The 25,144-nt window shown below is 66.6% G+C and carries 25 protein-coding genes and 1 pseudogene; 8 read left to right on the top strand and 18 right to left on the bottom strand.

Translation table 11 applies throughout. The features are described from left to right. Window positions 1-39: 39 nt before the first annotated feature. From AUL28_RS01735 to AUL28_RS01680, 12 genes and pseudogenes are all read right to left on the bottom strand, one after another. Complete coding sequence (locus tag AUL28_RS01735; protein WP_062230452.1) at window positions 40-438, bottom strand: AGROH133_08824 family phage infection protein; 399 nt, start codon at window positions 436-438, stop codon at window positions 40-42. 117 nt (window positions 439-555) lie between these two features. After that, window positions 556-1,053: a hypothetical protein gene (locus tag AUL28_RS01730; protein WP_156419853.1), complete on the bottom strand. Its 498-nt coding sequence runs from the start codon at window positions 1,051-1,053 to the stop codon at window positions 556-558. A 37-nt stretch (window positions 1,054-1,090) separates the two neighbouring features. Beyond that, on the bottom strand, window positions 1,091-3,280 hold the full coding sequence (locus tag AUL28_RS01725; protein WP_306302746.1) for a primosomal protein N': 2,190 nt from the start codon (window positions 3,278-3,280) through the stop codon (window positions 1,091-1,093). 134 nt (window positions 3,281-3,414) lie between these two features. Next, a pseudogene (locus AUL28_RS01720) lies at window positions 3,415-3,878 on the bottom strand (GFA family protein). A gap of 141 nt (window positions 3,879-4,019) precedes the next feature. Further along, window positions 4,020-4,523, bottom strand: a complete 504-nt coding sequence (gene dps / locus AUL28_RS01715; RefSeq protein WP_058599471.1) for a DNA starvation/stationary phase protection protein Dps — start codon at window positions 4,521-4,523, stop codon at window positions 4,020-4,022. Window positions 4,524-4,654: 131 nt separating this feature from the next. Next, on the bottom strand, window positions 4,655-5,278 hold the full coding sequence (msrA, locus tag AUL28_RS01710; RefSeq protein WP_062220100.1) for a peptide-methionine (S)-S-oxide reductase MsrA: 624 nt from the start codon (window positions 5,276-5,278) through the stop codon (window positions 4,655-4,657). 91 nt (window positions 5,279-5,369) lie between these two features. After that, window positions 5,370-6,149, bottom strand: a complete 780-nt coding sequence (locus AUL28_RS01705; RefSeq protein WP_058599470.1) for a succinate dehydrogenase iron-sulfur subunit — start codon at window positions 6,147-6,149, stop codon at window positions 5,370-5,372. Window positions 6,150-6,302: 153 nt separating this feature from the next. Continuing rightward, window positions 6,303-7,469 carry an App1 family protein gene (locus tag AUL28_RS01700; protein ID WP_062230449.1) on the bottom strand — a complete coding sequence of 389 codons (1,167 nt, stop codon included), beginning with the start codon at window positions 7,467-7,469 and terminating at the stop codon, window positions 6,303-6,305. Window positions 7,470-7,580: 111 nt separating this feature from the next. Next, window positions 7,581-9,419 (bottom strand): succinate dehydrogenase flavoprotein subunit, encoded by a 1,839-nt coding sequence (sdhA, locus tag AUL28_RS01695; protein WP_058636681.1) that lies wholly within the window; start codon window positions 9,417-9,419, stop codon window positions 7,581-7,583. 1 nt (window position 9,420) lies between these two features. Next, entirely contained in the window at window positions 9,421-9,798 is a 378-nt protein-coding gene (gene sdhD / locus AUL28_RS01690; RefSeq protein WP_058599467.1) for a succinate dehydrogenase, hydrophobic membrane anchor protein, read from the bottom strand. Window positions 9,799-9,809: 11 nt separating this feature from the next. Continuing rightward, entirely contained in the window at window positions 9,810-10,199 is a 390-nt protein-coding gene (sdhC, locus tag AUL28_RS01685; protein WP_058636691.1) for a succinate dehydrogenase, cytochrome b556 subunit, read from the bottom strand. Window positions 10,200-10,400: 201 nt separating this feature from the next. Beyond that, on the bottom strand, window positions 10,401-10,871 hold the full coding sequence (locus AUL28_RS01680) for a GNAT family N-acetyltransferase (RefSeq protein WP_058599466.1): 471 nt from the start codon (window positions 10,869-10,871) through the stop codon (window positions 10,401-10,403). 314 nt (window positions 10,872-11,185) lie between these two features. On the opposite strand from AUL28_RS01680, the gene AUL28_RS01675 reads away from it, so the two are divergent. Then, window positions 11,186-12,304, top strand: a complete 1,119-nt coding sequence (locus tag AUL28_RS01675; RefSeq protein WP_192843376.1) for a GGDEF domain-containing protein — start codon at window positions 11,186-11,188, stop codon at window positions 12,302-12,304. 91 nt (window positions 12,305-12,395) lie between these two features. Here AUL28_RS01675 and leuC read toward each other — a convergent pair whose 3' ends face one another. From leuC to rplS, 6 genes are all read right to left on the bottom strand, one after another. Further along, window positions 12,396-13,811: a 3-isopropylmalate dehydratase large subunit gene (gene leuC, locus AUL28_RS01670; protein WP_062230447.1), complete on the bottom strand. Its 1,416-nt coding sequence runs from the start codon at window positions 13,809-13,811 to the stop codon at window positions 12,396-12,398. 477 nt (window positions 13,812-14,288) lie between these two features. Next, complete coding sequence (locus AUL28_RS01665; protein ID WP_062230446.1) at window positions 14,289-15,110, bottom strand: amino acid ABC transporter permease; 822 nt, start codon at window positions 15,108-15,110, stop codon at window positions 14,289-14,291. Beyond that, a complete protein-coding gene (locus AUL28_RS01660; RefSeq protein WP_062230445.1) occupies window positions 15,107-15,913 on the bottom strand; it encodes a transporter substrate-binding domain-containing protein in 807 nt (268 codons plus the stop codon). The genes AUL28_RS01665 and AUL28_RS01660 overlap by 4 nt, the downstream gene beginning before the upstream one ends. Before the next feature lie 106 nt (window positions 15,914-16,019). Next, a complete protein-coding gene (locus AUL28_RS01655) occupies window positions 16,020-17,078 on the bottom strand; it encodes a bile acid:sodium symporter family protein (RefSeq protein ID WP_062230444.1) in 1,059 nt (352 codons plus the stop codon). 72 nt (window positions 17,079-17,150) lie between these two features. After that, a complete protein-coding gene (locus tag AUL28_RS01650; protein ID WP_062230443.1) occupies window positions 17,151-17,969 on the bottom strand; it encodes a class I SAM-dependent methyltransferase in 819 nt (272 codons plus the stop codon). A 99-nt stretch (window positions 17,970-18,068) separates the two neighbouring features. Beyond that, entirely contained in the window at window positions 18,069-18,527 is a 459-nt protein-coding gene (rplS, locus tag AUL28_RS01645) for a 50S ribosomal protein L19 (RefSeq protein ID WP_058599459.1), read from the bottom strand. Window positions 18,528-18,762: 235 nt separating this feature from the next. Between rplS and AUL28_RS01640 the strand changes: the two genes are divergently transcribed. From AUL28_RS01640 to AUL28_RS01610, 7 genes are all read left to right on the top strand, one after another. Beyond that, window positions 18,763-19,524, top strand: a complete 762-nt coding sequence (locus AUL28_RS01640) for a sulfite exporter TauE/SafE family protein (protein WP_062230442.1) — start codon at window positions 18,763-18,765, stop codon at window positions 19,522-19,524. 69 nt (window positions 19,525-19,593) lie between these two features. Beyond that, the gene (locus tag AUL28_RS01635) at window positions 19,594-19,968 is read left to right on the top strand and encodes a VOC family protein (protein ID WP_062230441.1); all 375 of its coding nucleotides are present in this window, start codon (window positions 19,594-19,596) and stop codon (window positions 19,966-19,968) included. Window positions 19,969-20,063: 95 nt separating this feature from the next. Continuing rightward, a complete protein-coding gene (gene dapF, locus AUL28_RS01630) occupies window positions 20,064-20,957 on the top strand; it encodes a diaminopimelate epimerase (RefSeq protein WP_062230440.1) in 894 nt (297 codons plus the stop codon). Beyond that, complete coding sequence (gene mtaB, locus AUL28_RS01625; RefSeq protein WP_062230439.1) at window positions 20,954-22,249, top strand: tRNA (N(6)-L-threonylcarbamoyladenosine(37)-C(2))-methylthiotransferase MtaB; 1,296 nt, start codon at window positions 20,954-20,956, stop codon at window positions 22,247-22,249. The genes dapF and mtaB overlap by 4 nt, the downstream gene beginning before the upstream one ends. Window positions 22,250-22,271: 22 nt before the next feature. Then, a complete protein-coding gene (locus tag AUL28_RS01620; protein WP_058599454.1) occupies window positions 22,272-22,547 on the top strand; it encodes a hypothetical protein in 276 nt (91 codons plus the stop codon). Between the two features lie 392 nt (window positions 22,548-22,939). Continuing rightward, window positions 22,940-24,349 carry a signal recognition particle-docking protein FtsY gene (gene ftsY, locus AUL28_RS01615; protein WP_374701400.1) on the top strand — a complete coding sequence of 470 codons (1,410 nt, stop codon included), beginning with the start codon at window positions 22,940-22,942 and terminating at the stop codon, window positions 24,347-24,349. A 91-nt stretch (window positions 24,350-24,440) separates the two neighbouring features. Further along, window positions 24,441-25,097: a septation protein A gene (locus tag AUL28_RS01610; RefSeq protein ID WP_062230437.1), complete on the top strand. Its 657-nt coding sequence runs from the start codon at window positions 24,441-24,443 to the stop codon at window positions 25,095-25,097. The last annotated feature ends 47 nt before the right edge of the window (window positions 25,098-25,144 follow it).

Raw genomic sequence — 25,144 nt, 5'->3', positions numbered from 1 at the left:
CCATTTTCCGATGTTGTTAAGCGGCTTGCCTCCGGGTGCTCAGGCCGAGACGAGGCCGAGCGCGGGTGCCAGACACAGGAAGGCCAGCGCGAGGTTGGACAGGAACAGCGTCCAGTTCAGGAGCGTCGCGCCCTGATCGGAGAGAATCGACACCAGCCGCCCGAAGGCGACGAAGAGCCAGGCCGCGCCCAGAGCCATCTGGATCAACGTCTGGTAGGAGCCGAGCGTCAGGAGCGCCACGCCCAGGCCCAGCGGAAAGCCGGCAATCGTGCCCCGCACCTCGGCCAGCCCCGTGCGCCTCGCCTCGCTGGTTTCCAGCCCATGCGCACGCAGAAAGAGGCGGGGCGCGAACATGGCGAAGAGGCCGTAAAGCACGGAAACGCAGGCCGCGATGAAGGGCAGAAGGTCCGGCAAATTGGTCGGAAGCTCGAGGGACATGGGCAAAGGCTCGCGAAAAGGTGATCAAGGGGAGGAGCGTCTTCAGACGCAAGGAGGCGAGACGGTACGAAAGGTCAAGGTGCCCTATGGCTTTCCCCTGCCTCGCGTCTGCCGCTGTTACTGGGCGCAGGAGCCGATGATGTCGATCGTCTCGCGCCCCTCGCCGCGCGTGGTCGCCAGCGTGCCGGTGAAACGGTTGCGGCCCTTCTCGGAGCCGGCGGGGCGCAGGGTCATGGTGATGTTGAGGCGAGGCTCGCCGGCCGAACGCCAGACCGTGACGCTCGCGCCCTCGCCATCCGGCCCGCTGCGCAGCTTTTCCAGCTCGCGAAGCAAGCCGTCCTTCATGACATAGCCGCGCTCGGGCGGCTCGGCTGATTCGCCGCGCTTTGCCGCTGCCATGGTCATGAGACGAAAGCGCCAGGTGGCGGGATCGTCCGCCCGGAAGGCGGTCTGCTCGTCCGGCGTGAAGAAGAGGCAGCGCGCGGGCGGCTGAGGCCAGAGGATCGTATCGGAAGGCGGGGTATCGAGCCCGGCGGCCTGCACGGGGCCGAGACAGGCCCAGCCCAACGCGATCGCCCAGCCCGCGCGCCGCACATGCCCCATCCGTGCCCGCATCATCCGCCTCCCTTTTCGCGTCGAACTCTCTGCGCTCTCATAGGAAGCTTTGCGGATCGATGTCGATCTGGATCTGCACCGAGCCGCGCGGGCGCGGAGCGCTCGCCACCATGGCTCGGACGAAGCTCTGGATCGGCGCGCGCCGCCCTCCTTGAATCAGGAGCCGAAAGCGATGGCGCCCGCGCACGAGGCCGAGCGGCGCTTCGGCGGGGCCGAGCACTTCGAGATCGCCGTCCTCCGGCGCGGCCTTGCGCAGGAGGCGACCATATTCTTCCGCCTCGCGCCGCGAATCGGCTGAGACGATGATCGCCGCCAATCGTCCGAACGGGGGCAGACCGGCGCGCTCGCGCTCGGCCGTCTCGCGCTCGTAGAAGCGCTCCGGATCACCGGCCGCGATCGCCTGCATCACGGCATGTTCGGGCGCGAAGGTCTGGATCAGACCCCGGCTCGGCAGGCCGGAGCGCCCGGCGCGGCCCGTCACCTGGTGCAGAAGCTGGAACGTGCGCTCGGCCGCGCGCGGGTCGCCATTGTTGAGGCCGAGATCGGCATCCACCGCGCCGACCAGCGTCATCAGCGGGAAGTGGTGGCCTTTGGCCACGAGCTGCGTGCCGATCACGATATCGGCCTCGCCCTCGGCCACGGCGTCCAGCTCGCGCCGCAGCCGCCGCGCGCCGCCGGGCAGGTCGGAGGAGAGAAGGATGGTGCGCGCTTCCGGAAAGGCGTGGAGCATTTCCTCGGCCACACGCTCCACCCCCGGCCCGCAGGCGACGAGATGATCGAGCGTGCCGCAGCTCGGGCAGGCCTCGGGCCGGCGTTCGGAATGGCCGCAATGGTGGCACTGGAGCACGCCGCGCAGGCGGTGGTCCACCAGCCAGGAGGAGCATTGCCGGCACTGGAAGCGATGGCCGCAAGCGCGGCAGAGCGTCAGCGGCGCATAGCCGCGTCGGTTGAGGAAGAGCAGCGCCTGCTCGCCGCGCGCGATGGTCTCCTCGATCGCCGTATGAAGAACGGGCGATATGAAGCGCCCCTTGGCGGGCGGGTGGCGGCGCAGGTCCACCAGTTGCAGGCTCGGCAGCGCGGCGGCCTGAAAGCGCCCGGTCAGCGGCACGTGGCGATAGCGCCCGGCGCGGGCGTTGACGCGCGTTTCGAGCGAGGGCGTCGCCGACGCCAGAATAACCGCGCATTCGCCGATATGGCCGCGCACCACGGCCATGTCGCGCGCATGGTAGAAGGTGCGATCCTCCTGCTTGTAGGCGGGGTCGTGCTCCTCGTCGACGATGATGAGGCCGAGATCCTTGAACGGAAGGAACAGGGCCGAGCGCGCGCCGGCCACGACCCGCACGCGCCCCTCCGCCACCTGCCGCCAAACACGCTCGCGGTTGCGCGGCGGCACGTCGGAATGCCACTGCGCCGGCTCGGTGCCGAAGCGCGCGTGAAACCGGTCGATGAAGCTCTGCGTCAGCGCGATCTCGGGCAGCAGGATCAGGACCTGCCGCCCCGCCTCCAGCGCCTTGGCGACCGCTTCGAAATAGACTTCGGTCTTGCCCGATCCGGTGACGCCCTCCAGGAGCGAGACGGAAAAGCCCCCCTCCCCCACCGCTTCGCACAGCCGGTCGGCCGCCTCGCGCTGCGTGTCGCTCAAGTCCGCGCGACCATAGCTCGTGTCAGGCGGGAAGACGATCGGGTGCGGCGGCAGTTTCACCGTCTCGAACGAGCCGGCCTTCACCAGACCGTCCAGGACGGAGGCGGACACGCCGCTTGCGTGGAGGAGACCCGGCCGCGTCCATTCGAGCCCGGCCGTTGCGGTTTCCAGAAGCTTCTGACGCGCGGGCGTCAGGCGTTCGGGGCGCTGGTCGGTGAGCCGCAGCCCGTCCACGAAGGGTTCGGGGTCGAAGGCGACGGGCACGCGCAACACCATGCGCGCGACGAGGCCGGGCGGGGAGAGCGTGTACTCGGCCACCCAGTCGATGAAGCGGCGCATGGCGTCGGGCAACGGCGGGCAGTCGAAAGCGTGGGTGATCGCCTTCAGCTTCTTGGGGTCCACCGCGTCCGTTTCGCCGTCCCAGACGACGCCAGCCACCTGACGCGGCCCCAGCGGCACCTGCACGATGGAGCCCGGCTGCACCATCATCCCATCCGGCACGACATAGCTATAGGGCCGCTCGGCGGGCATGGGCACCAGCACCGGAACGGTTCGGGCCGGGAAAAGGTCTCCGAGAAGGGACAAGGCGGATCGGCTCAGCTGCGGAACGGCGGATGGCCCCGGAATGGCAGGCTGGTGTCAGGGAGGCAAGCGCTGCACCAGGGGCATGGGGCTCAGATGGCGACGCTTCGCGGCCGGAGCAAGGCCGCCCCCAGCCTTCATCCGTGCGAGACGGCCTCGGCGTAGGCCTGAAGCAGCATCGGAAACTCCGCCTCGTCGGGGAATTTCGGAAAACTCCGATGCGCGCCGGTCTCAGCGAAGGGCAGTTTCTCGCTCGTATAGGTCTCGATGAAGGGCGCGAACCACGTGGTCTCGTCGAGCATGGTCGGGCGGATGTTCACGAGCCCGTCCATCCCCTCCCAGCGCGTGAAAAGCCAGCTCATGCAGTCCGGGCAGAAGACATGATGGATGCCACCCTGTTTCAGGCACCGCGCACCGGCTCACCCGAGAGGATCTCGAATCCGTCAGACGGCACCATGGCGCTCAGCGAATAGGCGCTGGAACTCATCCGCTGGCAGCCCGTGCAATGGCAGACGAAGGTGGCGAGCGGCGGGCCGGAGAGGCGCAAACGAATGCGGCCGCAGCGGCAGCCGCCTTCGAGCGGAAGGTCGGGATGTCTCATCTCTCAAACGGCCTCCTGTCGGGAGCCTATTGTGCGGCGGCGTGTTCGCCCGAGCAAGGACGCGATGGCCTCGACCCATGCTCGAAACGCGAAAAAGGCGCCCTCGCGGACGCCTTCTCGATGGGCCAGAGGAAAGCTCTCTCAGGCGCGCTGGAAATGGCTTTCGAGGAAATACAGCGACTTGTCGATCGCGCGGCCGACTTCGGTGAAAAGGTCGGCGGTGAGGTCGTCGCCTGCCTCGTCGGCCTCTTCCACGGCCTCGCGCAGCGCGCCGCCCCATTTAGCATAGGAGTCGGCCAGACGCTTGAGATGGTCCATCGAGTCGACGAGGTCGAGCGGATAAGGATCGAGCAGCGTCGCTTCGGCCGAGGCATGAACCGTGCCGCGCGCCTGCCCACCCAGCGCCGTCAGACGCTCGGCGATCGTGTCCACATAGCCTTCCGCTTCTTCATGAAGGCGGTCGAACATGAGGTGGACGCCGATGAAGTTGGAGCCCTTGACGTTCCAGTGGGCCTGCTTGGCCTGGTAGCTGAGGTCGATCGAGGAGGCCAGGTGCTTCTGCAGAAGCTCGATCATCGAGGCCCGCAGGTTCTCGTTCATCGAGTTCTTGGTGGGATGGATGGGGGTCTTGCCCGCCTTGGACATCGAACGCTCCTGCGATCATTCACACGCAAGCCGGCGCGCGTCATGGCGCCGGCGTCTTGTGCAGGAAAAGAGCGCAGCGTCGTTTCGGTTCCACCTCAGCATAGATTTTTCGCGCGCGAGATGTCGCAGCCTCAACCGTGCGCCGGCTTCAGGCCCATCTGCGCCTTGTCGCCCCAGACGGCGCGCACCGCCCGGTCCCGCCCGCAGCCCATGCGATAGGCGTTGTAATGGCCGGGATTCTTGCGAGCGAAGTCCTGATGGTACTCTTCGGCCGGATAGAAGGTCGCCGTCGGCAGAATCTTCGTGGCGATGTCCTGCTTCAGATCGGCCGCCACCTGCCTCTCGCTCGCCTCGGCCGCCTTTCGCTGGGCGTCATCGAGCGGGAAGATCGCGGTGCGATAGGACGGGCCACGGTCGCAGAACTGGCCGCCCGCATCCGTCGGGTCGATCGAATGGAAATAGGCCGAAAGAAGCTTCTCATAGGAAATTTTGGCCGGGTCGTAGGTCACCTTTACCGCCTCGTAATGGCCGGTGCGCTCGGTGATGACGTCCTGATAGGTCGGGTTGGGCAGCGTGCCGCCGATATAGCCCGAGGTCGTGGAGGTGACTCCCTCCACCCGGTCGAGATCGGTTTCCATCGACCAGAAGCAGCCGCCGGCAAAGATCGCCTCTTCGGCCTGCGCGGCCACGGGCGCAAGGCTCGCCAGAAGGGCGAGGGCGACCACGCCCGGCCGCACGAAGTTCGAACGCATCATGAAAAAGCTCCGCCGTCTCGTTCGCTCCAGATACGGCGCGTGCAAGACGGCGGATGCAAGGCGGGTGCGAAAATGGATCGCGCGAGACGCGTCAGACGCGGCGCTCGACCATCATCTTCTTGATTTCGGCAATGGCCTTGGCCGGGTTCAGGCCCTTGGGGCAGGCCTGCGTGCAATTCATGATCGTGTGGCAGCGATAGAGCTTGAACGGGTCTTCGAGTTCGTCCAGCCGGTCGCCCGTTGCCTCGTCGCGACTATCGATCAGCCAGCGATAGGCCTGGAGCAGCACGGCGGGGCCGAGATAGCGCTCGCCGTTCCACCAGTAGCTCGGGCACGAGGTCTGGCAGCAGAAGCAGAGAATGCACTCGTAGAGCCCGTCGAGCTTCTCACGGTCCTCATGGCTCTGGCGCCATTCCTTCTCGGGCTCGGGCGTCTCGGTCTTGAGCCAGGGCTCGATCGAGCGGAGCTGCGCGTAAGGCACGGTGAGATCGGGCACCAGATCCTTGATGACCGGCATGTGCGGCAGCGGATAGACCTTCACCGCGCCCGACACTTCGTCCATGCCCTTGGTGCAGGCGAGCGTGTTGGAGCCGTCGATATTCATGGCGCAGGAGCCGCAGATGCCTTCGCGGCAGGAGCGGCGCAGCGTCAGGGTCGAGTCGACATTGTTCTTGATCCAGAGCAGCGCGTCGAGAACCATCGGGCCGCAATCGTCGGTATCGACATAGAACGTGTCGACGCGCGGGTTCTGGCCGTCATCGGGCGACCAGCGATAGATGCCGAACTCGCGCACATTCGAGGCGCCAGCCGGCTTCGGCCAGGTCTTGCCCTTGCCGACGACGGAGTTCTTGGGAAGGCTGAGTTCCACCATGGGGCGTGTTCCGCTGCGACGTCAGTTCTTTAGAATGGGGCTAAACACGAATAGCGCGGCGGTGCAACAAGGCCGATGCACGCAGCGCCGCTTTAAACGATTGTAGCCGCGCGCAGCTTTCGGAATCTTTTCGAGGCTGGCCAAAGCCTGCCATCAGGGCTGCACGATCAGAGGAAAACGGCCGAAACGGCTGGGCTTGCCCTCCTCGGCCGCGATCTCGGCGAGAACCGCGTTCTCGGTTCCGGGCGCGATCAGCCCCGCTCCTTCCGCCTGCCGCGCGGCGTCGGCCAGCGTGCGCCCCAGCGTCGTCGGAACGCCCGCCGCCTCGATACGCCGCAGCGCCGCCTTTACGGTTTCCATGGGTGAGCCAGCGGGCAGGACATCGTGAATATGAACCGCCAGAACCCGGCCGGGATGGCGCTCCACCGCGCTGGCATAGACCGAGGCGTCCTTCTGCCCGCTGTCGCCGATCAGGATGAAGGGCAGCGTCGGGTTGGCCGCCATCACCGCGTCGATCATCCGGTCCTTATGGCCATGGTGGCGGCGCAGGAGCCAGCCGAGCGCGTCGGACGAAAGCGAGCGCAGGAGCATGGGCCCGACCGGAATGCTGCGCAGCGCCATGAAGCGCTCGAAAATGTCGGCGAGGTTCCAGGGGCTGGACGAAACATAGAAGACCGGATTGGTCTCCGCTCCCGCCGCGCCCTCGCAAAGCGCGCGGTAGAAGCGCGACACGCCGGGAAAGGGCAGACGCGCTTCCGGCGAATTGGCCGTGACGATGCGCCAATGCCGCAGCATCTTGAAGGCACCGGTATGGATGATCGTGTCGTCGATATCGGAGATGATGGCAAAGCGCGCCTTGGGCGAGACAACCCGCGCCCGCGCTTCCACGCTCATCGGCGCGAAATCATAGCCGCGCGCTTTTTGCAGCGTCACGCGGATCCGCGCCCAGGGCGCGTCGCCCTCGGGCATGGTGAGCCCTTCCGCCTCAATGCGGAAATAACCGTCGCGCTGGCTCACCACTTCGCCCGATTGGCCGAGCCCCTCCCACTGGAGGCGCGCGCCGCCAATCTCGTCGGTCTCGTAGCGCTTGAAGGTGAGATAGAGATTGCGGAAGGTCGAGTTCGAATGCGCCGCGCCGAAGACGCCCTCGTCTTCCAAGACACGCCCAAGCAGCGTCAGACGCCCGCCGGTGAAATGACCGGGATAGACCACGAGTGTCGGCTGGTCGGTCAGCCGCAGGCGCTGCTTCACCGCAAAGCGTACGATCCGGCTTCGCCGCAGCAGATGTTCACCGATCGCGCGCAGCGCCCTGACACTCATTCCAGCCGAAATAGCGAAGTCACCCCGCATCGGAAAGGTGGCGTGCCGCCCGGCTTAGCAAAAAGGCCGCCCCGAAAGGCGGCCTTTGATGATGCGGTGATGATCCGCCGATCAGTAAACGCGCTTCTTGGGCGCGATATACTCGATCTGGTTGGACATGGTGTAGGTGTGCACCGGACGATCGTCGAGGCGCACCGTCTTGTTCTGCGTATCGCAGAAGGAGAGCGTGTGCTTCATCCAGTTGGCGTCGTCGCGATCGGGGAAGTCCTCGCGGGCGTGGGCGCCGCGCGATTCCTGGCGGGCGAGAGCCGAGTCCATTGTCACGACCGCCTGCGAGATCAGGTTGTCGTATTCCAGCGTCTCGATCAGGTCCGTGTTCCAGATCAGCGAACGGTCGGTGACGCGCACGTCATCGGACGACTGCCAGACCTGATGGATCTTCTCGTGGCCCTCTTCCAGAACCTCGCCCGTGCGGAACACGGCGCAGTTGGACTGCATCGTGCGCTGCATGTTGTCGCGAAGCTCGGCCGTCGAGGTCGAACCCTGGGCGTAGCGGAAGCGGTCGAGGCGCGCGAGGGAGTTCTCGCCGGCATCCTTGGGCAGCGGCGCATGGCCCTCGCCTGGCGTCACCGTCTCGGCGCAGCGCAGCGCGGCGGCGCGGCCGAACACGACGAGGTCGATCAGCGAGTTGGAGCCCAGGCGATTGGCGCCGTGCACCGACACGCAGGCCGCCTCGCCGACGGCCATCAGGCCGGGCACGACGGTATCGGCATTGCCGTCCTTCTTGGTCAGCACTTCGCCGTGATAGTTCGTCGGGATGCCGCCCATGTTGTAATGGACGGTCGGCAGAACCGGGATCGGCTCCTTGGTCACGTCCACGCCCGCGAAGATGCGCGCCGACTCCGAAATGCCCGGCAGGCGCTCGTGCAGGATCTTCGGGTCGAGATGGTCGAGATGCAGGAAGATGTGGTCCTTGTTCTTGCCGACGCCGCGCCCTTCGCGGATTTCCATCGTCATCGAACGGGACACGACGTCACGTGACGCCAGATCCTTGGCCGAGGGGGCATAGCGCTCCATGAAGCGCTCGCCTTCCGAGTTCGTCAGATAGCCGCCCTCGCCGCGCGCCCCTTCCGTGATGAGGCAGCCCGCGCCGTAGATGCCGGTTGGGTGGAACTGCACGAACTCCATGTCCTGCAGCGGCAGGCCGGCGCGCAGCACCATGGCGTTGCCGTCGCCCGTGCAGGTATGGGCCGAGGTCGCCGAGAAATAGGCGCGGCCATAACCACCGGTCGCCAGAATCGTCTTCTTGGCGGTGAAGCGATGGATCGAGCCGTCATCCATGTTGAGCGCGACGACGCCGCGGCAGGCGCCGTCCTCGTCCATGATCAGGTCGATCGCGAAATACTCGATGAAGAATTCCGACGAGTAGCGCAGCGACTGGCCATAGAGCGTGTGCAGGATGGCGTGGCCGGTGCGGTCGGCGGCGGCGCAGGTGCGCTGAGCCGGCGGGCCGTTGCCGAAATCGGTGGTCATGCCGCCGAAGGGGCGCTGATAAATCTTGCCGTCCTGCGTGCGCGAGAAGGGCACGCCGAAATGCTCCAGCTCGTAGACGGCGGCGGGCGCGTTGCGCACCAGATATTCGATGGCATCCTGATCGCCCAGCCAGTCCGACCCCTTGACGGTGTCGTACATGTGCCAGCGCCAGTTGTCCTCGCCCATATTGCCGAGCGAGGCGGCGACACCACCTTGGGCTGCGACCGTGTGCGAGCGGGTCGGGAAGACCTTGGTGATGCAGGCGGTCTTCAGGCCGGCCTGGGCGGCGCCGAGCGTGGCGCGAAGGCCCGCGCCGCCGGCGCCCACGACCACGACGTCGAAGACGTGATCGACGAACTCATAGGCCTTGCCGTTCTGGCCCGGCGCGGCGGTGCGATGCGGCTGTGCTGTGGCCATATCAGGCTCCGAAGCTCATCTTGATGATCGCGAACACGGCGGCGGCGCCGACCAGGAACGCGAAGAAGGTGTTGAGGATGATCAGCGGCAGCTTCAGCGCGCCGTGGAAATAATCCTCGATGATCGTCTGCATGCCAAGGCGCATATGGATGCAGGGCACCACGACCACAAGCGCCATCACGAGGCCGACGATCGGGTTGGCGAGCGCCGCGCGCACCGTGTCGTAGCCCTCGTCGTGCAGCGAGATCAGGAGCACGATGAAGAAGGCGATCAGAAAGAGGTTGGCGACGGCGGTGAGGCGTTGAAGCCAGAAATGGCCGGTGCCTTCGCCGGTCGCGCCGGAGCCGCGCACGCGCTTCAGGGGCGTTCTCATATCCATGGCGCTGATCCTTAGAAGATGGCGACGACGAGCCACAGAAGAACCGTCCCGACGAGCGAGGCGACCAGCGTGGCGATGGCGAAACGGGTGGACTCCTCGCGGCCGAGGCCGGTGCCGGTGTCCCAGATCAGGTGGCGGATGCCGCCGGCGGCATGGTGCAGCAGCGCCCAGGTATAGCCGAACAGGATGATGCGACCGAAGATCGAGCCGAAGAAGCCCGAGGCATGGTGGAACGAGGCTTCACCGCTCGCCGCCGCCATCAGCCACCAGACCACGAGCACGGTGCCGAAATAGAGCGCGCCGCCGGTGATGCGGTGGAGGATCGACATCGCCATGGTCGGGCGGAAACGATACACCGACAGGTGCGGCGACAATGGCCGTTGGGATTGGATCTTGGACAAGAACGGCTCCTGAAGCAGTCGCTGATGGGTTGCGGTCGTGAATCGGTTCGGCCGCGGCCGGCCAAAGACCGTCCCCAGCATCTGGAGAATTTCTAAAAGCCCCTTCGCAGCGCGAAATCAAGCCGCAGAATCGAGGTTTCAGGCCCGCGCACGATCCAAACCGATTATATCGCCGCGTCTGCGACGCGCGGCCGCTGCGCGCTAGCGATCCAGAAAGCGGATGACGTAGCTCGACCAGTCGGCCGGCTCGGCCACCTTCTCGTAGAGATGGCGACCCGAGCCGCCATGGCGCGGCGCGTGGAGCACGAGCCGGGACCAGCCCCGCCCGTCGGCCTCCTCGGCCAGAAGATCGACCATGGCCTTGGCGATACCCTTGCGCCGATGCGCCTGATCCACGAACACATGATCGGCCATGCCGGCGCGCATTCCGGTCCAGGGATCGGGCAGATCGTAGAAGACAAGAAAGCCGACCAGCGCGCCATCCACCCGCGCGCCCAGGATCTCGCCGGTGCGATCCTGCAGCAATTGCTCGGCATAGAATGTATCGGGCGCGCCGGGTGCGCCCCGGAACATCGCCTGGTTATAAGCCGAAAGCAGGGGTGCCAGATCGCGCGCGTCCTTCAGCCGGAGAAGGCCGATCTCGATATCAGGAAGGGGCTCGCTCGCGCTCATGCTCCCGATGTGCGGCGGAACGCGGCTCCGGTCAAGGCGCTTTCGTAGAGTCCGCCGGCCCGGGGCACGGCTGACACGCCCAGGAAGACAGCGCGCCGATACGGATGCATCGTGCCATCAGAGGCCTGTTAAGACCGCCATAACTTACATCGGTCAAAGGTGCAGGGGCCGGACGAGATCAGCAAACATCCTTTCTGAACCGTTGATCATCCGACCCCGCATTGATCATGACGAAATATCGAGGTTCCATGCAGGCGAGCATCTTGGCTTGGGCGGTTCCCGCTGTCTTTCTGGCATTCGGAATTGGATTCGCCGTGCTGGGACGCTTCGACCGCAGCCTGCACGGGTGGAGCCTTTGCTTCTCCCTCGTCGCCATCGGCTTCGCCTCGACCATCCTTCCTGCGGCGGAACACGCCTTCCTGAAGCCGGTGTTCGAGTCGATGGTATTTCTCCTGGCTCTGGGCGGCGCCAATCTCGCACTCGCTGCCCGCATGGGACGCCGGCCGCGGCTGGGTGCCATTGCCGGTATCATCGTCGTGACAGGCATCCTGTCCGGTTTGGCGATGGGCCCGATCGGTAGCGTGACGCTCGATATTCTCGTGGTGCAGACCGGTTGCGCTCTGCTCATGCTTTTGGCCGCGACCTGCATGGGTCCGCGCGAGGAACGCCGTATCGACCGCGTGCTCTTTTGGCTTTGCGTCATGGTGGCCGCGAGCCTCGGGCTCCAGAACGTCCTTCTGATGGCCCTGCCTCAGGATGTTCCCCTGACCAGCCTCAACTGGCGCGACTCCCAATGGGCCTTCGTGTTCCAGTTGAGCGGCGCGATCTCGGGCGTCGCCATGGCCTTTGCGGTGCTGTTGGCCATCGGGCTCGATCTGATCGAGCACCACCGCCGCTCGTCCGATCTCGACGCGTTGACCTTGGCCCTGAACCGGCGCGGCTTCGAACGGCGGGTAACGGAATCGCGGCGCGGCGCCTCTTCGGACGCGACGTCGGCCCTGATCGTCGCCGATCTCGACTTCTTCAAGCAGATCAACGACCGCTACGGCCATGAGGCGGGCGATGCCGTTATCTGCGGCTTTGCTGCGCTCATGGGCGAAATGGCGAAGCCGCAGGGTTGCGTGTGTCGCTTCGGCGGCGAAGAATTCGCGTTGTTCCAAAGGAACATGAGCCTGGGCGAAGCGCGCGACCTCGCCAACCGGATTCGAAAGACGCTCTGCCAGGTCCAATGGCCGTTCGACCTTCAGGATCGGCAAATCACCGCCAGCTTCGGCGTCGTCGCGCTCGAGCGGGACGAGTCCCTTTGGGACGCGGTGAGCCGCGCCGACAAGTTGCTCTACATCGCCAAGTCGCATGGGAGAAACCGCGTCGAGGCCGACAAGATCGCTCCAACGCTCGCAGTGGCGGCAGGGCCGGTCCGGCGGGCCGCCTGACAACCGGCGAAGCGACTGCGCTTCGCCGGTCCAACGCTCTCAAGACCCTGCGTGAGCCCATCCGGCGCACCGGAAGGGCTCACGCGTCAGATCACTTCCACTCGCGGATATCGACGAAGCGGCCCGCCACCGCCGCCGCCGCCGCCATGGCGGGCGAGACGAGATGGGTGCGGCCCTTGAAGCCCTGACGGCCCTCGAAATTGCGGTTCGAGGTCGAGGCGCAGCGCTCGTTCGGCTTCAACCGGTCCTCGTTCATGCCGAGGCACATGGAGCAGCCCGGCTCGCGCCAGTCGAACCCGGCCTCGCGGAAGATCCTGTCCAGACCCTCGGCCTCCGCCTGAAGCTTCACGAGGCCGGAACCCGGCACGATCATGGCCGACACGCTGTCGGCCACCTTGCGCCCTTCCACGACCTTGGCCACCGCGCGCAGATCCTCGATGCGCCCATTGGTGCAGGAACCGATGAAGACGCGGTCGATCGTGATGTCCGTCATCTTCGTGCCGGCCTGGAGGCCCATATAGTCGAGCGCGCGGCGCTTGGTGTCGCGCTTGGCCTCGTCGGCGATCTCGTCCGGGTTCGGCACCACCCCGTCGATCGACACGACATCCTCCGGCGAGGAGCCCCAGGAAACGATGGGTGGCAGGTTCGCCGCGTCGAGGCGCACCACCTTGTCGAAATGCGCGCCCTCGTCCGTGTGCAGCGTCTTCCAGTAGGACAGGGCCTGCTCGAACGCCGCCCCCTTCGGCGCGCGCGGGCGGCCCTCGATATAGTCGAAGGTCGTCTGATCGGGCGCGATCAGGCCGGCGCGCGCGCCGCCTTCGATCGTCATGTTGCAGATCGTCATCCGCCCTTCCATCGAAAGCGCGCGGATCGCCTCGCCGGCGAACTCGATGACATAGCCCGTGCCGCCCGCCGTGCCGATCTGACCGATGATGGCGAGGATGATGTCCTTGGCCGTCACGCTCTCGGGCAGCGCCCCGTCCACCTGGACGAGCATGTTCTTGGCCTTCTGCTGGATCAGCGTCTGCGTGGCGAGCACGTGCTCGACCTCCGACGTGCCGATCCCATGCGCCAACGCGCCGAACGCGCCATGCGTCGAAGTGTGCGAGTCGCCGCAGACGATCGTCATGCCCGGCAGCGTGAAGCCCTGCTCCGGCCCGATGATGTGGACGATGCCCTGGCGGTTGTCGACCTCGTTGAAATACTCGACGCCGAACTCGGCCGCGTTCTTGGCCAGCGTCTCGACCTGGATGCGGCTTTCCTCGTTGTGGATGCCGCCGCGCCGGTCATAGGTCGGCACGTTGTGATCCACCACCGCCAGCGTGCGGGAGGGATGGCGCACCTTGCGCCCCGCCGCGCGCAGCCCCTCGAAGGCCTGCGGGCTCGTCACCTCATGCACGAGATGACGGTCGATATAGAGAAGGCTGCCGCCGTTCTCGTCGGTCGAGATCAGGTGATCGTCCCAGATCTTGTCGTAGAGCGTGCGAGGTTTCACAGTCTGGCTCATGGGCTTATCGTCTTCAAAACGGCCGGTCGGCCCAAGGGCCACCGCGCCTGACAGTATCGAACAGGAAGAAGGCGGCGGCCCCGAGGCCGCGCGGCGTCAGCGCGTCAGCAGTACGGCCGAAATCTGCCGGTAGAAAAAGCGGCCGGGCATCCGTGCGCGATCCTCCACCGGGGAAAACCCTAGCGTGGTCGGCAAACGGCCCTCGGACTTCGCGCTCTTTCGCATCGTTCCAAAATACGCCCACCCGCCCGGCTGCGCAATGCCCTGTTGCGCGGGTGAGGGAAAGGCGGGGCTGCCGCCCCGATCCCCGCTCGGGAAGGACTTCCCGAACCCTTCCTTTCTTTTGGAACGTCTTTCCGAAACCCGGCAGGGCCATCGGCTCCGCCGGGTTTCGGACACATGCGCCAAGAGAATGAGGGGTGCAGGGGAAATCATTTCCCCTGCCGGGGGTGCGGGGGCAGCGCCCCTGCCCTTGCCTCACCGCCGCAAGCGGCGCTCCAACGCGCGGGCGGCGAGCGAGAGGGAGACGGTCATGAGGAGATAGAGATAGGCGACGACGGAATAGGTCTCGAAGAAGCGAAAGGAGCCGGAGGCATAGACCTTGCCCATCTGGGTGATGTCGGCGACGCCGAGCACGGAGACGAGCGAGGAGTCCTTGACCATGGCGACGAGATCGTTGCCGAGCGGGGGCAGAACGGTGCGGATCGCCTGCGGCAGGACGACGAGGCGCAGGCGCTGGAAGGGCGAGAGACCCAAGGCTTCGGCGGCTTCGGTCTGGCCCTTGGGCACGGATTCGAGACCGGCGCGGATGATTTCGGCGATAAAGGCGGAATAGGCGATGACGAGGGCGAGAACGCCGCGCATCAGCAGCGAGACGTCGCGCACGAGGAGTTCGGAGAGAAGGCCGGCCTCGCGCAGCGGGGTTGCCAGCCAGTTCCAGGCGGCGACCGTGCCGGGAACGCCGGCAAAGGCGATCCAGAACAGGAGTACGAGCACGGGTACGCCGCGCACGATCTCGACATAGAGGCGCGCGAGATTGCGAGGAACGCGGCGGCGCGAGCGCCCGGCGAGCGCCACGAGAAAGCCGAGCCCGAGCGCACCGGCAAAGGCCAGCGCGGTGACTTCGACGGTGGTCAGGAGACCCGTGGCGAGAATCGCGAGGGTCTGCCGCAGCCCGGCCTCGGCCGCGATGACGAGGGCTGCGGCGAGAGCGAGCACGGCCAGGGCGACGAGCCACCAGGGAAAATCCGGCTCGGCGAGCCGGGCACGAAGCCTGAACCCCAAGGGGAAGCGGCTCACGGCTGACCGAGCTTGGCGTCCACGAACCATTTTTGCGTGAGGGCATCGAGCGTGCCATCGCTTTTGAGCGCGGCAATGGCGGCGTTGACGGGCGCGACGAGATCGGAGCCCTTGGGGAAGATGAAGCCGAATTCGTCTTTGCCCAGCGGCTCCCCGACGATCTTGAGCGCGCCGTTGGATGCGGCGACGGAGGCCTGACCGCCGGCGAGATCGCTGAGCACGAGATCGACATCCCCCGCGCGCAGCGCCTGGATCTGCGCGCCGAAGGTCTCGAACAGCTTGACGCGCGGGTTCTGTTCGTTGCCGTCCAGTACCTCGTAAACGGCGGTGTAGAACGGTGTCGTGCCGGCCTGCGCACCCACCAGCCCTTTGTCCATCGCCTTGAAGGAGGCCGCGTCCGAGAATCGGTTTTCGTCGGCGCGCACGATCATGACCATTTGCGAGAGCATGTAGGGATCGGAGAAGTCGACCTTCTCCTTGCGATCCTCGCGAATGGTGATGCCGGTCATGCCGATATCGTACTGGCCGGCGGAGACGGCCGTGATCATCGCGTCCCAGGAGGCGTTCTCGTAGCGCACCTTGGCGTTGAGGCGGCGCGCGATCTCGTTCATCGCGTCATATTCCCAGCCCACCGCCTGCCCGCTGGCGGGGTCGAGATATTGCAGCGGCGGATAGGCATTCTCCGTCACCACCACGATCTCGCGGCCCTTGAGGTCCGGCAGCGCGGCCCCTTGCGCGTAGGCCGTGCCCGGCAGCGCGAGGGCGAGAGCAGCGGCGGCGAGGAAAAGGCGGCGGTGGATCATGGGCTGAGGTTCCGCGATGGTCGGGCTCGGGGAAAGTGTCATGGCAGAGGCGGCCCTGCCAAGAACGAAGCGTTCGCGGCAGGGCTTTGAGAGAGAAAGCCGTCTCTCAAGGATTGGTCGTGGCGGCCGCTTTGTCCACGCTGTCTCGCTCCTCGGCGGCAGCCTCCGTGACGCTGGGCGTCGGCACGGCCTTGGTTTGGCGCGCGTAGCGCTGCGCCAGCGCGGCGCAGGCGAAGAGCTGGATCTGGTGGAACAGCATCAGCGGCAGGACGACGAGCGCCATGGCATGGCCGGCAAACAGAATGCCGGCCATCGGAATGCCCGTCGCCATGCTCTTCTTGGAGCCGCAGAAGACGATGGCGATCTCGTCTTCGCGATTGAAGCCGAGCTTGCGGGCCGCGAGCGTCGTGACCGACAGCGAGACGGCAAGGATCGCGATATCGAACAGCACGACGATCGCGAGATCCTGCCAGTCGAGGCTCGACCAGACACCGGCCACGACGCCCTCCGAGAAGGCGGCATAGACGACGAGAAGAATCGAGCCGCGATCCACCACGACCGTCACCGGCTTGTGACGCGCCAGCCAGCCGCCGATCAGCGGCCGGACGATCTGGCCGGCGACGAAGGGCGCGAGGATCTGAAGCGCGATCTTTTCGATGGCGTCGAAGGAAAAGGCCCCGTCGCCGCTGCCGCTCGCCAGCAGAAGCACGAGAACGGGCGTGACGATGACGCCCAGCATGTTGGAGACCGAAGCGCTGGTCAGCGCCGCCGGCACGTTGCCGCCTGCGATCGAGGTAAAGGCGATGGAGGACTGCACCGTGGAGGGCAGAAGTGTGAGGTAGAGAAGACCGAGCGCCAGTTCGCCCGGGATGACGCGGTCCGCCAGCGGCGCGACGAGCAGCCCGACGAGGGGAAACAGTGCGAAGGTCGAAAGAAACACGAGGCCTTGCAGACGCCAATGCAGGAGGCCCGCCCAGACGGCCTGCGGCGACAGGCGCGCGCCATACAGAAAGAACAGAAGCGCGATGGCGCCGTAGGTGATCCAGTCGAAGGCTTCCGCCACCTCGCCTCGCGCCGGCAAGATGGCGGCGATACCGACGGTCGCGATCAGCATCAGAAGGAAGCGATCGACCGGAATGGCCCGAAGGCGGCTGGTGAAACTCATGAGACGCGCATCCTCGTCGGTCTGCGGTGAGTGCGCCGGCCCGATGGAGGTCAGCCGGCGCTTGGGGGAAGATCAGAGCGGCTTGGTCGCTCCGATCGAAAAGCTCATGGGAAGGCGCGGCACGCCAGGGGGCAGGGAGAACAGATCGACGCCGGTCTCGATCATGTCGGGAAAGGCGCGCCAGGCGATCTGATCGTGCTCGCGCAGGAAGTCGAGCCGCAAGCCCGCGCCGATCAGCGCGTTCACGATGTCGCTCAGCGCATGAATCCACTCGTAATTGCGCGTCTGCGTCAGTGGCCGGGCATCGCCCGTATAGGTCTGCGTCTCGTCGAAAACGAGCGGCTGGGCGGTGGGCGTGCGGTGGTCGTAGGTGAGGACCGGTTGCCCGTTGCGCCATTCGCACTGGTTGAGAACGGGGTGCCCTTCCAGGAGATAAAGCCGCCCGCCGGGGCGCAGGACATCCGCCACGACCTTGGCCCAGGCCGCGATGTCCGGCAGCCAGTTGATCGCGCCCCAGGTGACGAAGGCCAGATCATACTGCGCGCCGAGCGCTTCTGGCGCGTCATAGAGGGAGGCTTCGACGAAGCGGGCGTCCGTTCCCGCGCGCGCCGCGAAGTCCCGCGCGGCGGCCAGCGCGTCGGGCGAGAAGTCGAGCCCGGTGACGGAGCGAGCGCCCAGATGCTTCAGCGACAGGGTGTCGAGCCCGATATGGCATTGCAGATGCACGACATCGAGCCCAGCCAGATCGCCGATCTCGCCGGCTTCGATCGCGTGAAGCGAGGAGCCGCCGGAGAGAACCTGCGCGATCCGGTAGGAGCCGGTCGTGTCGCTGGCGTGGAGCCGCGCGCGCTCGTTCCAATTGGCCAGATTGGCCGCGAAATGCTCGTCCATAACAGCCTCCGAGGTTCGAAGCGGCAAGATAGGCTCGAAACGCGAAAGGGCGGCTCGACGGCCGCCCTTTCTCAAAACTCGATTCGGGAGCGGACCCGATTACTCGGCAGCGTTCTTGGCGGCCGTCTTCGCGGCTTCCTTCGCGGCGCGCTCTTCGGCGGCCACCGCGCGGGCGTCGTCGTTCAGCTTGCGAGCGCGAACGTTGGTAGCCTCGACGATACGGGCCGACTTACCGCGACGATCACGCAGGTAGTAGAGCTTGGCGCGACGAACGCGGCCACGGCGCACGACTTCGACCGACTCCAGCTGCGGGGAGTAGACCGGGAACACGCGCTCGACGCCTTCGCCATAGGAGATCTTGCGGACGGTGAAGCTCTCCTGGAAGCCTGCGCCCGAACGCGCGATGCACACGCCTTCATAGGCCTGCACGCGGGTACGGGTGCCTTCCGTGACGCGCACGTTGACGCGCAGCGTGTCGCCCGGCGAGAAGGCCGGAAGCGTGCGGATGGCGGCGATGCGGGCGGCCTCTTGGGCGTCCAGTTCAGCGATGATATTCATGGCGATAGCCTCATCTTCGTTACATGCCGGTTGCCCGGTCATGGCCGTCGGAACGGTCAAGTTTTTCTGAGGAAAACGAGGCGGCCTATACACGCGATGCTCTCGCTTGTCGAGACGGGCGTCACCATTTTGTCGCGCGGCGCGCCTGGTCTCGCTTTGCGTTTCTTCGCCTCTTTCCGCGCCACATCGCCTTGCCTAAGTTCGCGCCACGTCCCGCCTGTTCGATCCGGTTGCCATGTCCCTTCTCGAAGCCGTGCTTCTCTTTCTGTCCGGCTTCTTCGCGGGCGCGATCAACGCGGTGGCGGGGGGCGGCACGTTCCTGACCTTCGGCGCCATGACGCTCGGTGGCATCTCGCCCATCTCGGCCAACGCGACCTCCTCGATCGTCCAGTTTCCGGGCTATGTCACCTCGACGCTCGCCTATTGGAGCGACATCAAGCGCATGTGGCGCGGCGCGCTGGTGCTCGCGCTGGTCTCGGTGCTCGGCTCGCTCGGCGGGGCACTGATTCTTCTCTCGCTCGACAATCCGCAGTTCCAGAGCATGGTGCCCTGGCTGCTCGTCGCCGCCACCGCGCTGTTTGCCGCCGGCCCCTGGCTGACCCCCAAGCGCGCCCATCAGGACGAGGCCAGCCGAGGGCGCAGCCTCGCCAGCCCCTTTCTCCAGTTCTTCACCGCGATCTATGGCGGCTTCTTCGGCGCGGGCATGGGCATCATGATGCTGGCGACGCTCGGCCTGACGGAAAGCGGCGACTACCACCGGCTAAACGCTTTGAAGAACATGCTGGCGACCGTGATCGCGATCGTCGCCATCGCCGTCTTCGTGTCGGGCGGCGTCGTGGCATGGCTTCACGCCGCGCTCATGGCGCCGGGCGTGGCGCTGGGCGGCTGGAGCGGTGTCTGGGCGGCGCGGCGTCTGCCGCAGGGCGTGGTGCGCGGCGTCGTGATCGCGGTCGGCCTTGCGCTCGCGGCCTATTACTTTCACCGCAATGCCGGCTGAAGACTGCTGACAGAAGCTGACACTCACGCCCCCTAAAGCTCGCCTCGTCACCCCAACGAGGACGAGCCCATGCTCACCGCATCCAATATCCTTCTCTATGTCACCGACCCCACCCGGAGCGCCGCTTTCTACCAGTCGATCCTCGGCCGCGCGCCGGTGGAGCAAAGCCCCGGCTTCGCCCTTCTGCCACTCAGCGAGGGGATGATGATCGGGCTCTGGAAGCGTGAAGGCGTCCAACCCGCTCCCAATGTGGCGCCCGGCGGCTGCGAGATCGGCTTCAAGCTGGCGGACGATGCGGCGGTGGATGCCGCCCATGCCGAATGGCAGGCCAAGGGCGCGCGGATCGCGCTGGCCCCCGTCGATCTCGAGTTCGGCCGCTCCTTCGTCGCGCTCGACCCGGACGGCCACCGCCTGCGCGTCTATGCGCTGCACGAGGAGATGTAAGCGCCGAACGCCCCGAAACGGCGGGGCGGGTAGCATTGCGGGGGCGTTCTTGCCATATAGGCGGGAATTCCGCCCCCGTTTCGGTTTCAAACGCCATGGCCCACGCGATTCCCTTTGCCCGCATGAACGGGCTCGGCAACGAGATTCTCGTGGCGGATCTGCGTGGCCAGACAAAGCGGATCACGCCGGACGCCGCCCGCGCCCTGGCGGCGCGGGACGAGACGCATTTCGACCAGATCATGGCGATCCACGATCCCGTCACGCCCGGAACATCGGCCTATATCCGCATCATCAATTCCGATGGTTCGGAATCGGGCGCCTGCGGCAACGGCACGCGCTGCGTGGTGCAGGCGCTCAGCGCCGAAACGGGCGAGCGCGACTTCGTGTTCGAAACGCACGCGGGGCTTCTGGAAGCGCGTGAGCGCGAGGACGGGATGCTCACGGTGGACATGGGCAAGCCGCGCTTCGACTGGCAGGCCATTCCCCTCTCGGAAGAATTCGCCGACACACGCGCCATCGAACTCCAGATCGGCCCGATCGACGCCCCGATTCTCCATTCGCCCTCGGTCGCCTCCATGGGCAATCCCCACGCGATCTTCTGGGTGTCCGAGGATGTCTGGTCCTATCAGCTCGATCGCTTCGGGCCGATCCTCGAACATCATCCGCTGTTTCCCGAGCGCGCCAATATCTCGCTCGCCCGCGTAACGTCGAAGGCGAGCCTGGACCTGCGCACTTGGGAGCGCGGCGTCGGCCTCACCAAGGCCTGCGGTTCGGCCGCCTGCGCCGCCGCCGTCTGCGCCGCGCGCACCGGGCGCACAGGGCGCAGCGTCACCATCACCGTCCCCGCCGGCGGAGAGCTTCTGATCGAATGGCGGGACGATGACCACGTGCTGATGACCGGCCCGGCCGAGTGGGAATGGTCCGGCACGCTGGACCCCGAGACGGGCGCCTTTTCGCGCGACGAAGCCGCGCGGGAGATTGCGTCATGAGCGGCGGGATCGAGGTCATTTCCTTCGGCTGCCGCCTCAACACGTTCGAGGCGGAAGTCATGAAGCGCGAGGCCGGCGCGGCCGGGCTCGGCGCGGACGGCCAGACCGCCATCATCATCAACACCTGCGCCGTCACGGCCGAGGCCGTGCGGCAGGCGCGCCAGAGCGTGCGCCGCGCCCGGCGCGACAATCCCAATGCTCGCATCGTCGTCACCGGCTGCGCCGCGCAGACGCAAGGCGACACATTCGCCGCTATGGCGGAAGTGGACGCCGTGATCGGCAACGAGGAAAAGCTTCGGGCCGAGAGCTATCGCGCCCTGCCCGATTTCGGCGTCGCGGCGTCCGAGAAAATCCGCGTCAACGACATCATGAGCGTGCGCGAGACGGCGGGCCATATGGTGGACGCCATCGAGGGCCGCGCGCGCGCCATCGTGCAGGTGCAGAACGGCTGCGACCATCGCTGCACCTTCTGCATCATCCCCTATGGACGGGGCAATTCGCGCTCCGTTCCCATGGGCGCGGCGGTGGAACAGGTGAAGCGCCTCGTCGGCAACGGCTATGGCGAAGTGGTGCTGTCGGGCGTCGACATGACGAGTTGGGGCGCGGACCTGCCGGGCAGCCCCCGCCTCGGCGCGCTGGTGCAAAGCCTCCTGCGCCATGTGCCCGATCTCCAGCGCCTACGCCTGTCCTCGATCGATTCGGTGGAAGCGGACGAGGCGCTGGTGGAGGCCATCGGCTCCGAGCCGCGCGTCATGCCCCATCTCCACCTGTCGCTCCAGGCCGGCGACAACATGATCCTGAAGCGCATGAAGCGCCGCCATGCGCGCGAGGATTCGATCCGCTTCTGCGCCGAGTTGCGCCAGGCTCGCCCCGACATCGTGTTCGGGGCCGATCTGATCGCCGGTTTCCCGACCGAGACGGACGAGATGTTCGAGAACACGCTCCGTCTCGTGGACGATTGCGGCCTCACGCATCTTCACGTCTTCCCGTTTTCACCGCGCGAGGGAACGCCTGCCGCGCGCATGCCACAGCTTCCCAAAGCGGTGGGCAAGGAGCGGGCCGCACGGCTTCGCGCGGCCGGTGACGCGGCCTATCGCCAGCACCTCCAGCGCTCCGTCGGGCGCACGGCCAAGGTGCTGATCGAGCGCGAGGGGCTGGGCCGCACGGAAGACTTTACCGTGACCGAACTGCACAGCGGCCTCCCCGGCGAGATCGTGGACGCTACCATTACGGGCGAGACAGGCGAGCGCCTGCTCGCCGTCCCCTCCTCGGCTGCCCGCGCGGCGGCCTGACATTCGATCGGATCAGACCGCCATGGCCGAGAACAAGGGCTTTTTCCGCCGCCTCTTTTCCTTCGGAGCGAAGGAAGAAGACCGCACGCAGCACGAAGGCGGCCTTGCGCGCACGCAGGACACGACGGCCGCTCGGCCCGATTCCAGCGCGCCCGAGATTCACCAGCCCGCCGCCGCATCGACCGACACCGACACCGAGGCCGGAGCCTCCGTCCAGACGCCGGACGAAGGCGGCATCATCCCCCTGAAGAGCGGCGAAGACGCGGATGGCGTCGCGGCTGAAAAAAAAACTCCGTAATTGAGCCGGAGCCGGCGCAACCCGCGCCGGTTCTCCTCGCCCCTGACGCGGGGATCGCGCCCGAGACGCGCGGCCCGCAGGCGGATGAGAGTTTCGAGCGCCCCTTTGCGCCCGTCGACGAGCCCGTCTCGCGGGCTCCGAGCCCCGCGCCGGTGGACGCTTCCTCCGCAGAAGCCGTGCACGTCGAGCCCGCTCAAACTGTCTGGCCCGTCGAACAAGAGCGCGCGCCCGAATCGCGCGCGCCCCTGACGCAGGATTCCGTCGCACCCGCCACACCGCCGACCGACGCGCCCGTCGCATTGGCTCCCACGCCGACGCCGGTGGAAACCACCTTTGCCGCCCCTGTCGAACCTGAGCCCCGCGCTGAGGACAAGAGCGACGACCTCGCCTTCCTGGACGAGGCCCGCCCGCCCGAGGCCGAGCCGGAGGCCGACTTCTCCTGGCTGGACGCGCCCGAGCCGGCGGAGGACGAAGCGGACGATGCGCCCGTCTCCGACACGCCCCTCGCCCCGGCGGAAGCCGCGATCGTCGCGGGCGATGGCGGCAGCCTTGCCGAGGCGCGCCTGCCCGTCGATCCGGCCGCGCCGATCCCAGAGGCCGCGCCCATCTCGGCCATAGCCGCCGAAGACACGAGCGAGCGCGACGAGTTCGCCTGGCTCGACGCGCCGCTGCCGCCCGAGGAGCCCAGCGAGACGGCGACTTCCTCCGCGCTCGGCTCCGACGCGCCGGACCGCGCCGATGTCGCCCTGCCGGCGGCGGCGGGCGCCCTGCCCGGCCTCGTCTCGCCACCGCTTTCCCCTCTGCGCCAGCCGACCGATGGCGAAGGCTGGGCGCTGCGCGAGCGCGAACGGGCCGAACAGACCGCGCCGGAGGTGCGAAAGCCCTTTTTCCAGCGTCTGCGCGAGGGACTCGCCCGCTCCTCCAACCAACTGTCCGGCCAGATCACCGCGCTCTTTACCAAGCGCAAGCTGGACGAAGAAACGCTTCAGGAATTCGAGGACGTGCTGATCCAGGCCGATCTCGGCGTCGAGACGGCGATGCGCATTACGGATCGCCTATCCGATGGTCGCTTCGGCAAGGAAATCTCGGGCGAGGCCGTGCGCCAGATCCTGGCCGACGAGGTGGAGCGCGCGCTGGCGCCTGTTGCCAAGCCCCTCGAACTCGACCTCGAAGTGAAGCCGCACGTTATTCTCGTGGTCGGCGTCAACGGCACGGGCAAGACCACGACCATCGGCAAGCTCGCCGCCAAGCTGACACGCGGCGGCTTGAAGGTGACGCTCGGCGCGGGCGACACGTTCCGCGCGGCCGCCGTCGAGCAGTTGAAGATCTGGGGCGAGCGCACGGGGTCCACCGTCGTCGCCCGGCAGATCGGCGCCGATGCGGCGGGCCTCGCCTTCGAGGCCTATGACGAGGCGGTCGCCAACGGGTCGGACGTTCTGATCATCGATACGGCGGGCCGCCTCCAGAACCGCGCCGAGCTGATGGACGAGCTCGCCAAGATCGTGCGCGTCCTCCAGAAGCGCGACCCCGACTCGCCCCACACCGTGCTCCAGACGCTGGACGCGACCACCGGCCAGAACGCGCTCAATCAGGTCGAGATTTTCCGCAATGTGGCGGGCGTCAACGGCCTCGTCATGACCAAGCTCGACGGCACGGCGCGCGGCGGCATTCTGGTCGCCATCGCCGCCAAGCATAAGCTGCCGGTCTTCTTCGTGGGCGTTGGCGAAGGCGTGGACGATCTCGAGCCCTTCAAGGCCCGCGACTTCGCCGATGCCATCGCAGGCCGCGCCGGCACGGTTTGAAACTCGTCCGCGCTGAAACCGTCTGAAGACTTCACCGCCTGAATTTCGCCGCCTCGCCGCCCGACACCATCCCCGAAAGGGAAACCCGTCCATGTCCTCCGATCCGATCATCGAAAAGGCCCCGAACACGCCGGGCCGGCGCGAGATGAACCCGCTCGTCAAGTTCGCGCTCGAACTCGGGCCGCTCGTCGTCTTCTTCTTCGCCAACAATCGGGGCGAGGCGATCGTCCGCGCCTTTCCGGCCTTGGGCGAACTCGGCGGGCCGCTCTTCGTGGCCACCGCCCTGTTCATGGCCGCGACCGTTGCGGCGCTCATTGCCTCCTGGGTGCTGGTGAGAACCCTGCCGATCATGCCGATCGTGTCCGGCGCGGTGGTGCTGATCTTCGGCTCGCTGACGCTCTGGCTGCAGGACGACGTCTTCATCAAGATGAAGCCGACCATCGTCAACGCGCTGTTCGCCGCCGTGCTGCTCGGGGGCCTCGCTTTCGGCAAGCCGCTGCTCGGCTATGTCTTCGATCAGGCCTTCAAGCTCGACGATGAGGGCTGGCGCAAGCTGACGCTGCGCTGGGGCCTGTTCTTCGTCTTCCTCGCCATCCTCAACGAGGTCGTCTGGCGCTGCTTCTCGACCGATTTTTGGGTGGCGTTCAAGGTTTGGGGCACCATGCCCATCACCATGATCTTCATGCTGATGCAGTTTCCGCTGCTCAAGCGCCATGCGCTGGAGCCGCTCTTCGACAAGAAACCGTGATCGCATCGCGAGGGCCGGCCGCTTGGCCGCGCGCCTCGCGCTCCCCA

This window comes from Aureimonas sp. N4, from assembly GCF_001463925.1.
Lineage (GTDB): Bacteria > Pseudomonadota > Alphaproteobacteria > Rhizobiales > Rhizobiaceae > Aureimonas > Aureimonas ureilytica_A.
Note: the sequence above shows the minus strand (reverse complement) of the source record. Positions and strands in the feature narration are given on the sequence as shown.

Coding starts and splice junctions, on each gene's coding strand:
- AUL28_RS01660 (WP_062230445.1), bottom strand. CDS start 15,913: ATGATCCACCGCCGCCTTTTCCTCGCCGCCGCTGCTCTCGCCCTCGCG.
- dps (WP_058599471.1), bottom strand. CDS start 4,523: ATGTCCAAGGCGGGCAAGACCCCCATCCATCCCACCAAGAACTCGATG.
- AUL28_RS01635 (WP_062230441.1), top strand. CDS start 19,594: ATGCTCACCGCATCCAATATCCTTCTCTATGTCACCGACCCCACCCGG.
- rplS (WP_058599459.1), bottom strand. CDS start 18,527: ATGAATATCATCGCTGAACTGGACGCCCAAGAGGCCGCCCGCATCGCC.
- msrA (WP_062220100.1), bottom strand. CDS start 5,278: ATGATGCGTTCGAACTTCGTGCGGCCGGGCGTGGTCGCCCTCGCCCTT.
- AUL28_RS01620 (WP_058599454.1), top strand. CDS start 22,272: ATGGCCGAGAACAAGGGCTTTTTCCGCCGCCTCTTTTCCTTCGGAGCG.
- AUL28_RS01610 (WP_062230437.1), top strand. CDS start 24,441: ATGTCCTCCGATCCGATCATCGAAAAGGCCCCGAACACGCCGGGCCGG.
- AUL28_RS01705 (WP_058599470.1), bottom strand. CDS start 6,149: ATGGTGGAACTCAGCCTTCCCAAGAACTCCGTCGTCGGCAAGGGCAAG.
- sdhA (WP_058636681.1), bottom strand. CDS start 9,419: ATGGCCACAGCACAGCCGCATCGCACCGCCGCGCCGGGCCAGAACGGC.
- mtaB (WP_062230439.1), top strand. CDS start 20,954: ATGAGCGGCGGGATCGAGGTCATTTCCTTCGGCTGCCGCCTCAACACG.
- leuC (WP_062230447.1), bottom strand. CDS start 13,811: ATGAGCCAGACTGTGAAACCTCGCACGCTCTACGACAAGATCTGGGAC.
- AUL28_RS01735 (WP_062230452.1), bottom strand. CDS start 438: ATGTCCCTCGAGCTTCCGACCAATTTGCCGGACCTTCTGCCCTTCATC.
- AUL28_RS01650 (WP_062230443.1), bottom strand. CDS start 17,969: ATGGACGAGCATTTCGCGGCCAATCTGGCCAATTGGAACGAGCGCGCG.
- AUL28_RS01640 (WP_062230442.1), top strand. CDS start 18,763: ATGTCCCTTCTCGAAGCCGTGCTTCTCTTTCTGTCCGGCTTCTTCGCG.
- dapF (WP_062230440.1), top strand. CDS start 20,064: ATGGCCCACGCGATTCCCTTTGCCCGCATGAACGGGCTCGGCAACGAG.
- AUL28_RS01680 (WP_058599466.1), bottom strand. CDS start 10,871: ATGAGCGCGAGCGAGCCCCTTCCTGATATCGAGATCGGCCTTCTCCGG.
- AUL28_RS01655 (WP_062230444.1), bottom strand. CDS start 17,078: ATGAGTTTCACCAGCCGCCTTCGGGCCATTCCGGTCGATCGCTTCCTT.
- sdhD (WP_058599467.1), bottom strand. CDS start 9,798: ATGGATATGAGAACGCCCCTGAAGCGCGTGCGCGGCTCCGGCGCGACC.
- AUL28_RS01700 (WP_062230449.1), bottom strand. CDS start 7,469: ATGAGTGTCAGGGCGCTGCGCGCGATCGGTGAACATCTGCTGCGGCGA.
- AUL28_RS01730 (WP_156419853.1), bottom strand. CDS start 1,053: ATGCGGGCACGGATGGGGCATGTGCGGCGCGCGGGCTGGGCGATCGCG.